The sequence below is a fragment of the Myxococcus sp. CA033 genome, from assembly GCF_013336625.1.
Classification (GTDB): Bacteria; Myxococcota; Myxococcia; order Myxococcales; family Myxococcaceae; genus Myxococcus; species Myxococcus llanfairpwllgwyngyllgogerychwyrndrobwllllantysiliogogogochensis.
The window spans coordinates 1-12,542 of record NZ_JABUMU010000009.1 but is presented as its reverse complement, the minus strand read 5'-3'; the positions used below and the strand labels follow the sequence as shown (position 1 = coordinate 12,542).

10 protein-coding genes and 1 pseudogene are annotated in these 12,542 nt (G+C 69.0%); 5 read left to right on the top strand and 6 right to left on the bottom strand.

Annotation, left to right across the window (positions count from 1 at the left end; translation table 11 throughout):
• Positions 1-81: 81 nt before the first annotated feature.
• Positions 82-1,362: an SO2930 family diheme c-type cytochrome gene (locus HUA78_RS22155; RefSeq protein WP_174453788.1), complete on the bottom strand. Its 1,281-nt coding sequence runs from the start codon at positions 1,360-1,362 to the stop codon at positions 82-84.
• A 25-nt stretch (positions 1,363-1,387) separates the two neighbouring features.
• Positions 1,388-2,920, bottom strand: a complete 1,533-nt coding sequence (locus HUA78_RS22150; RefSeq protein ID WP_174477094.1) for a parallel beta-helix domain-containing protein — start codon at positions 2,918-2,920, stop codon at positions 1,388-1,390.
• A 208-nt stretch (positions 2,921-3,128) separates the two neighbouring features.
• On the opposite strand from HUA78_RS22150, the gene HUA78_RS22145 reads away from it, so the two are divergent.
• From HUA78_RS22145 to HUA78_RS22130, 4 genes are all read left to right on the top strand, one after another.
• Positions 3,129-4,079, top strand: a complete 951-nt coding sequence (locus HUA78_RS22145; protein ID WP_174453789.1) for a DUF3445 domain-containing protein — start codon at positions 3,129-3,131, stop codon at positions 4,077-4,079.
• Positions 4,080-4,269: 190 nt separating this feature from the next.
• Positions 4,270-5,055 (top strand): FKBP-type peptidyl-prolyl cis-trans isomerase, encoded by a 786-nt coding sequence (locus HUA78_RS22140; RefSeq protein WP_141645450.1) that lies wholly within the window; start codon positions 4,270-4,272, stop codon positions 5,053-5,055.
• 112 nt (positions 5,056-5,167) lie between these two features.
• The gene (locus tag HUA78_RS22135; RefSeq protein WP_174453790.1) at positions 5,168-5,998 is read left to right on the top strand and encodes a dienelactone hydrolase family protein; all 831 of its coding nucleotides are present in this window, start codon (positions 5,168-5,170) and stop codon (positions 5,996-5,998) included.
• 116 nt (positions 5,999-6,114) lie between these two features.
• Entirely contained in the window at positions 6,115-7,413 is a 1,299-nt protein-coding gene (locus tag HUA78_RS22130) for an alpha/beta hydrolase (RefSeq protein WP_174460620.1), read from the top strand.
• Positions 7,414-7,422: 9 nt separating this feature from the next.
• Here the strand turns inward: HUA78_RS22130 and HUA78_RS22125 are convergent, their stop codons facing one another.
• From HUA78_RS22125 to HUA78_RS22110, 4 genes are all read right to left on the bottom strand, one after another.
• Complete coding sequence (locus HUA78_RS22125) at positions 7,423-8,151, bottom strand: CAP domain-containing protein (protein ID WP_174460621.1); 729 nt, start codon at positions 8,149-8,151, stop codon at positions 7,423-7,425.
• A 71-nt stretch (positions 8,152-8,222) separates the two neighbouring features.
• The gene (locus tag HUA78_RS22120; RefSeq protein WP_174460622.1) at positions 8,223-8,876 is read right to left on the bottom strand and encodes a CAP domain-containing protein; all 654 of its coding nucleotides are present in this window, start codon (positions 8,874-8,876) and stop codon (positions 8,223-8,225) included.
• A gap of 71 nt (positions 8,877-8,947) precedes the next feature.
• Positions 8,948-10,294, bottom strand: a complete 1,347-nt coding sequence (locus HUA78_RS22115; RefSeq protein ID WP_174460623.1) for a DUF1552 domain-containing protein — start codon at positions 10,292-10,294, stop codon at positions 8,948-8,950.
• Positions 10,291-11,970 carry a DUF1592 domain-containing protein gene (locus tag HUA78_RS22110; protein WP_371745637.1) on the bottom strand — a complete coding sequence of 560 codons (1,680 nt, stop codon included), beginning with the start codon at positions 11,968-11,970 and terminating at the stop codon, positions 10,291-10,293. Before HUA78_RS22110 ends, HUA78_RS22115 begins: the two co-directional genes overlap by 4 nt.
• 263 nt (positions 11,971-12,233) lie before the next feature.
• Between HUA78_RS22110 and HUA78_RS22105 the strand changes: the two are divergent.
• Positions 12,234-12,542: pseudogene (locus HUA78_RS22105) on the top strand (AAA family ATPase); the annotation flags it as partial.

Here is a 12,542-nt window from a genome sequence, read left to right as displayed (position 1 = left end):
TCACGGACGCATCTTCAAAAGGAAAGCCCCCTCCGCGCCCGGAAGGCACTGAGGGGGCTGTCAGCCGATACGCGTGTCGCCCTACTTGCAGGTGCGGGGCGTCATGGCGTCAATCCAGTCGGCGATGAGCTGCGAGCCCGCGTCGTGGCGCAGGGCCCGGCCAATCTCCGGCATCATCTTTCCCGACTCCTCGGTGTTCATGCGGTACCAGAGGATGGACGTGGAGTGGTCTCCGGGGACGATGTCGAACTCACCGCCCACGCCGTTGCCCGCGGAGCCCGGCCGCTTGCAGTGGCCCAGGCTGAACTCGTCCGTCGTCTTGATGTCCAGGAACAGCCGGCTGGTGATGCCGGGCTGCGCCTTCGGGTTGTGGCAGTGCGCGCAGTTGATATCCAGGTAGGTGCGCGCGCGAATCTCCAGGCTCGCCTCCGCCGTGTTGAAGGCGTCCGGCGCGCGAGGAATCTGGATGGCGGGAGGCAACCCCGTCAGCTTCCCGAGGTCCGCCAGGTGCTGGAGCTGGTTGAGCGTCTGTCCGTCGTAGACATGGTCCCGGTTGAGATACCGGGCCTTCACGCCGATGGGCAGCAGCTGCTGGTTGTCCTGCTCATCCACCACGTGGTGGCACTTCTGGCACTGGTTGCGCTGGGGCACCAGGTAGTCGAACTTCTTCGCCACGCCCTGGGCGTCGATGAACTCGAAGTTCTTGAACACCTTGCCGCCCACGGCCTTGTCCGCCTCCGTCAGCGCGTCATTCCAGACGTAGGGATACGCCTCCCAGCCGCCCGGCTGCCGCACCAGGATGCGCGTCTCCAGGGGGCGCACGTTCTTGTCCGGCTCCCGGAAGTCGGCGGGGAACGCGAACGTCTTGGTGATGATGGTCCCCACCGGCAAATCCAACACGTCCGACGCCGAGTACACCGCCGCCTTGCCCGCGGGCACATACAGCGTGCGGGACTTCAGCGAGTAGTCGGAGAACAGCGGCGTGGTCAGCTCGTAGGGGATGTTGCCCGCCACGGGCTGGAAGTCGCTGGTCGCCGGGCTCCCGGTGAACAGCCCCAGGTCCGACAGCTTGTTGGGGATGGTGACGGTGCCCTCGGGCAGCCCCGCATCGGGAGTGCCCGCGTCCGTCCCCGCATCCACTCCGGCGTCGGGTTCACCGGCATCCGGTCCAGCGTCCGGCCCCGCGTCGGGTGTGGACGGAGTGCCAGAGTCACCCGCATCCGGGGTGCCGCTGTCGTGGTTCCCCGAGTCAGGCGGGTTGTCGCCGCCCGGTGGGTCATCGTTTCCACCCGAGCAGGCGGCCACCGCCGCGGCGAACAGCACCGCGGCGAGGCCCAGGCGAGTCATGTACGGCGCGCGCATGGCGAGTCAGTCCTTGAACCGCTGCTCAGGGAAGCGCCAGCGCGGGGCTGAAGCCCGAGCAGTTGAACGGCGCCACGCCCTGGTTGTAGCGGCGCGTCTCCGCCCAGGCACCCGTCGGGTCGGGCGTCGTCGCGGTGAGCTTCGCCGTCACGGCCATCAGGTCCAGGTCCACCACGGACTCCTTCGAGGACGCCGGCAGCGTGTTGTTGACGAAGCAGATGTTGATGCCGTTGGCGATGGTCTCGTTGCGCGGATACGGGTCGATGCCGTCCCACAGCACGTGCTCCACCCGCTCCACGCCGTGCACGGCCTTGCCGTAGGCGTAGAGGTTGGACATCAGGAAGCCCAGCGGGCGGAGCGTCATGCTCGGCGCGCCATGGTCGATGTTGCCGCCGCTGCCACCCGTGAAGGTGTTGTCGTGGATGCTCACGTCCGCGCTGGCGAAGTTGTAGAAGGCCGCTGCCCACAGGACGGGGTTGGGCTCGATGGACAGGCCGCTGAGCACCGCGATGTCCACCGTCTCGTTGTCACCCCACGTGTTGCCCACGAACTCCACCCGGCGCGACGCCAGGATGAACGTGCCCGTGCCCGCCGGCACCTGCGACACCGTGCTGCTGCTGGTCGTCACCGACGCGAAGTTGGGGCGGTTGTTGCCGGTGATGATGTTCTTGGTGATGAGGATGTCGGTGCCCTTGATGGGGTTGCCCGGCAGGTCGAACACCACCAGACCCGTGGTGTTGTCGATGGCCGTGTTGCCCTCCACATAGGCGTACTTCGTGTTCTCGATTTCGATGCCCGCCACGTTCTTCTTCGCGATGTTGCGGCGGACGATGGTGTAGCGCGTCTGGCCCACGTAGATGCCGGCGTCGGCGGCGTTGTACGCCTCGCTGTCCTCGACGAGCACGTAGCGCGACTTCACCGGGTAGATGCCGTACTTGCCGTTGTCCGGGTTGTTCTCCTGCGCCCACTCGGTGCGGATGCGCTGGATGAACACGTTGGCGGAGTTCTCCACGCGCAGCGCGTCCTTCTTCGCGTTCCACAGCGCCAGGTCGCGCACCGTGAACAGCTTGCCAATCACGTCCATGCCGTTGGTGTTGGAGGCGGCGTTGGAGAAGTCCAGCACGGTGCTGGCGGTGCCACCGGTGCCCTCACCCTGCGCGCCCCGGCCCGCGCCGACGATGGTGATGCCGTCCTGGCGGATGGTCACCGCGTTGTCGAAGCGGAACGTGCCCGCGCCCAGCTGAATCGTGGTGCAGGGCTTGAGCTCATTGACCTCGTTCTGCAGCGCCTGCTCCTGACCCGGATTGAAGGTCACCGTCGTCCGCTGGGCGTCGGTACATGAGAACTCGGCGGGCCACACGGTACCTGAGTCAGGAGTCCCGGAGTCCGGGGTCCCCGAATCCGGCGTGCCCGAGTCCGGCACACCGGGGCCCGGGTCCGGGTTGGCGCTCGCGAACGTCCGGTCATCGTCATCATCCGAGCATGCGGGAATGGCGAGCAGACCCAGCGTGGCGACGAGCACGGCACGTGACACGCGCGAAAGCGGCAGACGGTTCATCAGGTTTCCTCCTGCGGAAAGGCGCGCCTCTTCGACTCACATGAGTGCGATGCTGAGAAGCGCGGCGAGGGATGCGCGAATACTCGTCTCCGCGCCGCCCGACCTCAAGCGTTCGGTGAGGAATTCCTCCACGCCTGGGTTTCGTGACGCGGTGCGATGTGCAATGGAATGGAGCCTGTATTTTCGCGGGTCAGGAGATGCGTCCCTCGTGCTGCCCTACTTCCCCTTCGAGCAGGACACCTATGCGACGGCACTTGGAGTACGCGCCCTGCGGGCAGGTGAAACACTCATCGAGATAGACGCACCGCATTATGCGGCTGAGCTGGCGTTGAAGGCGTCGCTGCTGCGCGAGGATTTCCGCGCGCGATTCCAGGCATTGCCAGGAACGGAGCCGCTTCAATGGGAGGTTTTGAGGCTTTTACTGACGCGCATGGCGGACGAGTCGCCCGCTCACTTCACGCGGCTCGAAGGCGAGGGCGGACGCTGGCACTGGCGCAACGCGCTGCTCGGCACGGATTCCCGCTTCGTGCCGGGAGACGCGGAAAGCCTGCCCCTGGCGCCGCTGGACTGGGTGGGCCGGCAGGTGCAGGAGGATCTGCTGGTGCTCGACGGCGCGCGTGAGGGTTTTCCGCTGGTCGCCGGCCAGCTCTGTTTTCCTTCCGGGTGGTGCCTGGACCAGAAGCTGGGCCGGCCGTTGTTGGAGGTCCACGCACCAGTGCCGCGCTTCGCCGAGCAGGTGGGTGCCGCCACGCTGCGGTTGATGGAGGGCCTCAAGCCGGGGCGCACCGTCACGCGCTGCAACTGGGCCCTCACCGTCACGGACCGGCTGTGCATGGAGCCGCGGGCGCGGGCGGAGTGGCTGCACCTCTTCGACGGCCTCACCCCCCAGAACGCCGGTGAGCGCTGCTTCCTGCGCCTGGAGCGCCAGACGCTCAGCCGCCTCCCGGAGTCCGGCGCCGTCCTCTTCACCATCCACACGTACCTGGCACCCGTCGCCGGCGAGGTGCCCACGCCCGAGCGCCGCCGCCGCCTGGCCCAGGTGCTGCGCACCGTCCCCGATGACATGAGCGGCTACAAACGCCTGGGCCCCCTGCGCGAGCCCCTGCTGGCGTACCTGGAGGCGCCCCCCACGGGTGAAGGTCCGTCCGAGTCACCCTGAGTCCGGGCGACGAAGACGCCGGGTGGAGAAATATCCCACCCAGATGGAATGAAGGCCAAAGTCTGGCGCTGTTGAGCGTCCAGGTGGTGCCGGCGAGCAGATGAACGCGCGTTTCTGTAGTAAGTCGCCCCTCCGGAACTGTGACTGGCAGCGGGTTCGCTGCCGCTGCAAGCCAAGGAAGGGCAAACACATGCGGAAGATGTGTCTGGTTGCGATGATGCTGAGCGTGGCGGCGTGCCAGCCTCAGGGTGCGAAGGATGGCAGTGCCACGGCGACGACGCCGGGCGCGGCGGCCACCCCGCAGAGCGAGGACCAGAAGACGCTGTACGCGCTCGGCCTGTCCATCGGCAAGAGCATCAGCGTGTTCGAGATGACTCCGGAGGAGCTGGAGTACGTCAAGGCGGGCCTCACCGCGCAGGTCAAGGGCGAGAAGCCCGCGGTGGAGCTGGAGACGTACGGGCCGAAGCTGCAGGAGCTGGCGCGCGCGCGCAGCACCCAGAAGGCGGAGAAGGAGAAGGAGAACTCCAAGAAGTTCCTGGACGAGGCGTCGAAGGAGTCCGGCGCGACGAAGACCGAGTCGGGTCTCGTCTACAAGGAGCTGACCGCGGGCACGGGTGATTCCCCGAAGGCCACGGACATCGTGAAGGTCCACTACAAGGGCACGCTGCCCAACGGCACGGAGTTCGACAGCTCCTACAAGCGGGGCGAGCCCACGCAGTTCCCGCTCCAGGGCGTCATCAAGTGCTGGACGGAGGGCGTGCAGAAGATGAAGGTCGGCGGCAAGGCCAAGCTGGTGTGCCCGTCCGACATCGCCTACGGCGACCGCGGCGCGCCCCCGAACATCCCGGGTGGTTCGGCCCTGGTGTTCGAGGTGGAGCTGCTGGAGATCGTCAAGCCCCCCGAGGCGCCTGCTGCTGGCGCGCCGGGTGCGCCGGGTGCTCCCGCGACGCCTCCGTCGGCCGCGCAGAAGAAGTAGTCACCTCCCTGCTCCACTCGGAGCGGGAGAGAGGAGGGCTGGCCAGGGGAATCCCTTGCCAGCCCTCTTCGTTTGGGGCGCTCGGAGCGCCACACGCCGAGGGAGGAACGCGATGCACCGTCACCTGCTGCTGTTGGGCGCGTTGTTGCTGGTGGGAGGTTGCACGCGGGGCAAGCCCCACGAGGTGCTGCGCGAGCCGTCGTCCACGGGCGCGGTCTCCGAGGCCGAGTTCAAGGCGATGCACACCCTGCGCGGTGACGCGCCGCCGGAGCTCCTGGGTCAGGAGGTGGAGGTGGCCGGGACGAAGGCGTACCTGAGCCTGCCGCCCGACGCGAAGGCGCCGCTGCCCGCCGTGCTGCTCATCCACGAGTGGTGGGGCCTGAATCCTCACATCCGACACTGGGCGGACCGGCTGGCGGCCAACGGCTACGCGGCGCTGGCGGTGGACCTGTATGGCGGCAAGGTGGCCACCACGTCGGATGAGGCGCTCGCGTTGCTCAAGGCGGTGGACCCGGCGCGTGGGATGCAGGTGCTGAAGGCGGCGCACGCGTTCCTGCGGGAGGACTCGCGGGTGCGCGCGACTCGCACGGGGAGCCTGGGCTGGTGCTTCGGTGGGAGCTGGTCGCTGCATGCGGCCATGGCGATTCCGGAGCTGGACGCGGCGGTCATCTACTATGGCAACCCGGTGACGGACCCTCAGGAGCTGGCGGCCATCCGGGCGCCCCTCCTGGGCATCTTCGGGACGAAGGACGCGTCGATTCCGCCCGAGACGGTGCAAGAGTTCCGGGAGGCGTTGAACGCGGCGGGGGTGCGCCACCGCATCGTCGAGCTGGAAGGGGAGCATGCGTTCGCCAACCCGTCCGGCCAGCGCTACGACGAGCGCGCGGCGGCGATGGCCTGGGCGGAGACGTCGATGTTCTTCGAGCACCACCTGCGGCGCTGACAGGGCGCGGATGTCCAGCGGTCCACATGTGTTCGCGGGAGCGTGACGCGAGGTTGCTCCTGGGCTCCAGGTCGGCTTGAACAGGAGCACGGCTTCGGGAGGTGCGGTTGTCGAGGATGGGTGTGAGTGTCGTGGTGGGCCTGGGGCTGCTGCTCTCCGGGAGCGTGGCGCTGGCGGCGTCGCCCGTGGTGGCTGACGCGCCTCCGCCGTTCGCGGGAGCGTGGCGGCGTCCCGATGGGGGCCTGGTGCGGGTGGGCCGGGACGCGTCGTCTGCCTTCTTGATGGACTTCGCCTCGCGGCGGCGTTGGCGGCTGGAGCCTCGGGGCGAGGGGTTGTGGTCGCTGGAGGGCAGCCGGCCCGCGGCGCTGGCCGTGTGGCGCGCGCCGACGTTGACGTTGAGCGGAGTGGCCGCCGGGGCGCTCGTGCTGGAGCCCGTGCCGGTGCGCACCGAGGAGCTCTCGTTGCGCAGCGGCGACGTCACCTTGTCCGCGACGCTGTGGTTGCCGGCGGGAGGGCCGCCCCGGCACGCGGTGGTGCTGCTGCACGAGGCGGGGCAGGGCACGCGCGAGTCGCTGGAGCCCTATCCGGCGTTCCTCGTCGAGCAGGGGCTCGCGGTGCTCACGTTCGATGCGCGAGGCACGGGGCGCTCCACGGGGGACAGTCAGCCGTGGGAGTCCGGGGTGCGGGAGCGGGCGGTGGATGGGTTGGTGGCGGCGCGGCTGTTGCGGGAGCGGGTGGCGCCGGGTGGCGCGGTGGGGTTGATGGGTTTTGGCCAGGGCGCGTGGACGGCGGTGAGCGCGGCGGCGCAGTCGCCGGAGGACGTGGGGTTCCTGGTGCTGGTGTCCGGAGGGGGCGGCGCGGTGTGGAAGCAGGAGCAGCACCGCATGCGCAACGAGGGTCGGCGGCGGGGCCTCACGGGGCCGGAGCTGGTGGACCTGACGGAGTTCCTCGACGTGCTGTACGACGCGCGCCTGTACACGGACGAGGGCGCGGCGCGTGCGTTGAAGACGCTCGACTTCCAGCTCCAGCGGGCCAAGCGCAAGCGTTGGTATGCGGTGACGGCGATGCCGCCCTTCAAGGGCCTGCCGGTGGCGCGCTTCCTGGACGTGCAGCGCAAGATGTGGCGCAACGTGTTGTCCTACGACGCGGCGGAGGACCTGCGGCGGGTGCGCGGGCCGGTGCTCGCGCTCCTGGGCGAGCGCGATGAGACGACGCCCGCTTCGCTCACGGCGCGCGCGCTGAATCGCGGGCTGAAGCTGCGGCCCGGCGCGCCGGGAAGGGCGCTGGTGAAGGTGATTGCTCGCGCGGACCACTGGCTCGCGGAGCCGGCGCGGGAGGACCAGCCGGGAGTGGAGGTGGTGACGAGCGATGCGCTCGACACCCTCTCCGCGTGGCTTCGCGCGCTGGAGCGCTGAGGGCCAGACTCAGTACGGCCGCTGGCCCGAGTAGTTGCCCGGGGGCGCGTAGTTACAGACCCAGAGCTGCCACGTGGGAAACTGGCTGCCCCAGGGCGAGTTGATCGTGCACACCTGCGTGGCGCAGCCCACGCGCTTCGTGTTGCGCCACACCACCTGCGTGTAGTGGCCGCACATCTTGCCGCTCGTGCACGTGTTGTTCGCGTAGTTGTAGTCCTTGACCTCGCTGCTCCAGCCCTCCACCACGTTCCGGGTGGACATGGAGTTCGGCGTGGCGGCGGTGAGGTTCTCGCCGTAGCTGCCACGGTCGGGGTTGTGCTCGAACTTGCACTTCGCCGCATACGCCTTCGCGACGTTCTCCGCCGCCGTGTCCCAGGTGAGTGGGTCCAGCGCGGGGCTCGGCGTGGGCTGTGCGGCGGCGCGGGTGGCGTTGTGTCCCGCGAGCATGTCCTGGGCGAACGGCGACAGCGTGCCAGAGCCCGAGTCGGGTGTGCCCGAACCAGAGTCCGGCGTACCAGAGCCCGAGTCAGGTGTGCCCGAACCGGAGTCCGGCGTACCGGAACCCGAGTCAGGTGTGCCCGAACCGGAGTCCGGCGTGCCAGAACCCGAGTCGGGAGTGCCGGAGTCTCCGGTGTCCGGGCCGTCATCGTCCGGCTCATCCGAGCCGCAGCCGGCACCGGCGAGCCAGGCCACGAGGAGACCGCAGGTCAGCAGAGGTCGGACGAGGGAGCGGTTCATGGCGCGGATTATCCGCCGCCCTCGCCACGTCCGAAAGGGTGTGCGGACCGCGTACCCACGGGCAGCCCGACTCAGTAGGGCCGCTGTCCGACGAAGTTTCCGGGCGGCGTGTAGTTGCACACCCAGAGCTGCCACGTGGGGAACTGGCTGCCGAAGGGCGAGTTCTTCTTGCACAGCACCGTGGCGCAGCCGACCGCGCCCGTCTTGCGCCACACCACCTGCGTGTAGTGGCCGCACACCTTGCCCTTCTTGCAGGTGTTGCGCGCGTGGTCGTAGTCCGCGACTTCATCCGCCCAGCTCTTCACCACCTGTCGTGTCCCCCACGCATCCGGAGTGGCGGCGGCCAGGTTCTCCCCGAAGTCACCCCGGTCGGGGTTGTGGTCGAACTTGCACGCCTTCGCCCACGAGGCGGCCTGTCGCGCGGCGTCCTCGGACCAGACGAGCGGCGGAAGCGAAGGCTTCGGTGTCGGCCGAGCCTGCGCGCGGGCCTCGTTGTGCGCCTCCACCATGTCCCGCGCGAAGTCCTTCGCGGGGGACGGCGTGGGGCGCGACTCCTGGGGCGTGCCGCGCGCGGACGTCTGCTGCCCCCGGGACGCGGTGGTCGCGGCGCGCGGGGCCGTCGAGGACTTGCGCTGCCCCGACTTGGAGGTGGCCGGGACGCAGCTGAGCGGAAGGACGAGCAGGACGAGGAGAGGCCAGCGAAGCGCGAGGGAAGACGGACGCATGACGAGAATGATGCGTCAGGACTCCCACGCGTGCATGTGACGTTGAATCCCCGCGTCCGCGAGGTCGGCGTCTACCCCCCGAGCCCCGCCAGCTCGCCCGTGCCATCCGCGCCGAAAGTGGTGACGTTGGGGACGCCCATGGCCCGCATCATGGAGATGTAGAGGTTCGCGATGGGCATGCCCGGTGCGCGCAGATGCCGGTCCGTCCCGATGGCTCCACCCCCCTTGCCCGCGAGGAGCACGGGCAGGTTCCGGTGGATGTGCGCGTTGCCGTCCTCGACCTCGCTGGTGAAGTACACCAGCGAGCTGTCGAGCAGCGACGCGCCTGGTCCATCCTGGGACTCCTTCAGACGCCGCACGAGGTAGGCGTACTGCTCCACCTCCCACCGGTCGATGCGCGCCAGGGCGTCGTAGTTGGACTGGACGTACTGGTGATGCGAGTAGGCGTGGTGTCCGCCGCTGAGTCCCAAAAAGCCATACACCTTGTTGCTGCGCGCGTTGGCCATCATGAAGGTCGCGACGCGGGTGAGGTCGCATTGGAAGGCGAGGACGATGAGGTCCATCATCGCCTTCGTCTTGGTGCGCGGGTCTTCGTCTTCGCTGGGGGCGACCTGGCTTCCACACGTGATGCCTTGCTGGCCCAGGGCCTCCATCTGCTTCTCCAAATCGCGCACGCTGGTGAAGTACTCATCGAGCTTGCGGCGGTCCGTGGCGCCGAGCTGCTTCTGGAGCGTGGTGGCGTCCTCGCGAACGAAGTCGATGATGCTCAGGCCGTAGGCGCGGCGCTTCTCTATCTGGGCCTGCGTCGTCCCGGGGTCGACGCCCGCGAAGAGTCGGTCGAAGACAGCCTTGGGGCGAGCCTCCTTGGCCATGGGGGTGCGGGGCCCTGCCCAGGAGATGTTGTTGGCGTAGGGGCATGCGTAGCCGGAGTCGCAGTTGCCGATGCCTCGGCCCGCGTCGTTGCCCAGCTCCAGCGAGGGATAACGCGTGGCCTTCTGTTGGGCCAGGTGGTTGGCGATGACCTGGTCCATGGAGATGCCCGCGTGGAAGTCGGTGCCCTCCGTCTTGAAGGCCTTGGTGCAGGACAGGAGCGCGGCGGTGCCCGCGGCGTGGTGCCCGTCTCCGTCCGGCCTGCCGGAGTCGTTGGCGAGCCCGCTGATGACGAGCACGTCGCTCTTCACGGGCGCCAGCGGCTGGAGCGATGGCGTCAGCTCCCAGGTGGCGCCGGTGCCTGTCGGTGTCCACTTCTGCATGTGAATGCCATTGGGCACGTAGAAGACCGCCAGTCGGCGGGCGGTGGGCAGGGCCTCAGCGGCGCGCGCGGTGCCGGGCACCATCCGCTCCAGCAGGGGGAGCGCCATCAGCGCGCCCGCGCCGCGCAGCAGGGTCCGACGGGACAGTGACAGCTTCTTGCTCATGGTGACTGGGCCTCCGGGTCTCCCCGTCGGGAGGTGAAGTGGTCGCTGAGGACGATGGCGAGGATGTAGTCACTGAGGCGTCCGCCGCTGGCCTCCGCCGTCGCGGCGATTTCCCTCACCGCGCAGTGGTCGGCCTCCGCCATGCCTCGGCCGAGCGCGTAGGTGAGCAGGTGCTCGGTGAAGCAGGAGGGCAGCTTCGGGTCCTCCTTGATGAAGCGCCGCATGTCCACGCTGCCGTTGAGCACGGTGCCGTCGGGCAGGTCTCCGGTGGCGTCCACGGGCGCGCCGCTGACCTCGTTCAGCCGCCAGCGGCCGATGGGGTCATAGTTCTCCAGCGAGAGTCCCAGCGGGTCCATCATCCGGTGACAGCCCTGGCACTGGGGTAGGCTGCGGTGCAGCGCCATGCGCTCCTTCATCGTCATGTGAGGATTCACGGGGGGCGGCAGGCCCTCCACGTTCGGCGGCGGCGGTGGCGGCGCGGAGCACAGCAGCTGCTCCAGCACCCAGACGCCGCGCTGCACGGGCGAGGTGCGGTCCGAATTGGAGGTGACGGTGAGCAGTGAGCCGTGGCCGAAGATGCCCTGGCGTTCCGGATGACCGGAGAGGTCCACGCGTCGCGGTGTGCCGCTGCCGGGTGGGGGCAGGCCGTAGTGGGTGGCGAGCGCGTCGTTCACGAAGGTGAAGGGCGCGTCGATGAGGTCCCTCAGCTTGTGGTCGCCGGTGATGAACTCCTGGAAGACCAGCTCGGTCTCCTGGCGCATGGCCTCGCGCAGCTTTTCGTTGAAGGCGCCGTAGAGCGCGGGGTCTGGCTCCGCCGAGTTGAGCGCGCGGGTGAACAGCCACTGTCCCGCGAAGTTGCTCACCAGGGCCTGGGCCTTCGGGTCCGCGAGCATGCGGTGCATCTGGGCTTCCAGCTCCGCGGGCGTGCGCAGCTTGCCTTGCTCGGCGGCCTGGAGGAGCGGCTCGTCCGGCATGCTGCTCCAGAGGAAGTAGGAGAGGCGGCTGGCCAGCTCGAAGTCGTCGAGCCGGCGCGGCGTGGCGGAGGTCGGCTCCGGGTCCTTCTCCACGCGGAAGAGGAAGTGGGGCGACACGAGCACTGTGCGCAGGGCGAGCTTCACGCCTGCCTCGGGCGTGTCTCCCTGTTGCTTCGCGAGCGTGAGGGCGCGCAGCAGCCGGTCCACCTCCTCGGAAGTCACGGGGCGGCGCCAGGCGCGGCGAGCGAAGCGCGAGACGATGTCGCGGGCACAGGGCTCGGGATTGATGGCGTCCAGTGCGCAGGTGCGCAGCTTGCCCTGGGCCCAGGCGGTCTCCACGAGCTTCTCCGCCGCCGTGGCGTACTTCTCCAGGAGGAGGGGAGACAGGCTGAGGACATCCGCGTTGTTGTCGAAGCCGTAGCCGTGGTCGTCGGTCGGGAAGTCGCGGGCGGGGCGGGTGGTGTCGCCCAGCAGGTCGCGCACGGTGGCGTCGTACTCGGCGCGGTTGAGGCGGTGCAGGGTGACGCGGCCGGGGTCACCGGAGACGTTCTCGCACTCGTCATTCTGGGTGTGGGGATTGTCCTGGTCGGGGAGGACGCGAGCCTTGGGCAGTGAGTCGCCCTTGCAGCCGGCGAGCAGCAGCATGCAGCCCGCGCTCGCGAGCCAGTGCCCGAGCCTTCGTTCGTGAGGCCTGGAAGTCACGTCCTCAACCCCTTTCGCAGCGCCGCGCCTGGCGGAATCCGGTCGGGGCAAAGCAAGACGCTCACCAAGGCTTCGCGATGGGCAGTGAACGCGGAGGGCGTCCTGGGGGGCGGGGTGGACGGGTGGGGACCGTGCTCGCCTGGGTCGCGGAAGGGATGTGGGGGTGAAGAGGGTTTCCCTGGGTGGGCACCGGGTGGCCGAGCACGAGGGGATTCGTGGGGGGCATGGAAGCGGCCTCGAGGCTCCGGTAGAGGAGACGCGCCATGACTTCATCGCGTGCCGATGCCGCCGTTGCTGACGACTTCCTGTTGCTGGTGGACGTGCTGCCAGAGGGGTTGAGGGAGGGCGTGCGGGCGCTTGCTGTCTCGGGGGTGTTGGAGGTGGTGCTGGATTTGGGGCGAGCGCCCGAGGCGCGGCTGGTGGACCGGGTGGTGCGGCTGCGAGAGGCGTTGGTGGGGCCCGAGGATTTGCAGCAGGTGTTGGAGCGGGTGGGGGCGCCGGGGGAGGACAACCGGGCGGGCATCGAGCGGACGTTGCATCGCGTCTCGGCCATCCGGAATCGGCGGGGGCGG

Excerpts from the sequence above, each read along its gene's own strand:
- HUA78_RS22155 (WP_174453788.1), bottom strand. The coding sequence starts at position 1,362 with ATGCGCGCGCCGTACATGACTCGCCTGGGCCTCGCCGCGGTGCTGTTC.
- HUA78_RS22150 (WP_174477094.1), bottom strand. The coding sequence starts at position 2,920 with ATGAACCGTCTGCCGCTTTCGCGCGTGTCACGTGCCGTGCTCGTCGCC.
- HUA78_RS22140 (WP_141645450.1), top strand. The coding sequence starts at position 4,270 with ATGCGGAAGATGTGTCTGGTTGCGATGATGCTGAGCGTGGCGGCGTGC.
- HUA78_RS22135 (WP_174453790.1), top strand. The coding sequence starts at position 5,168 with ATGCACCGTCACCTGCTGCTGTTGGGCGCGTTGTTGCTGGTGGGAGGT.
- HUA78_RS22130 (WP_174460620.1), top strand. The coding sequence starts at position 6,115 with ATGGGTGTGAGTGTCGTGGTGGGCCTGGGGCTGCTGCTCTCCGGGAGC.
- HUA78_RS22125 (WP_174460621.1), bottom strand. The coding sequence starts at position 8,151 with ATGAACCGCTCCCTCGTCCGACCTCTGCTGACCTGCGGTCTCCTCGTG.
- HUA78_RS22120 (WP_174460622.1), bottom strand. The coding sequence starts at position 8,876 with ATGCGTCCGTCTTCCCTCGCGCTTCGCTGGCCTCTCCTCGTCCTGCTC.
- HUA78_RS22115 (WP_174460623.1), bottom strand. The coding sequence starts at position 10,294 with ATGAGCAAGAAGCTGTCACTGTCCCGTCGGACCCTGCTGCGCGGCGCG.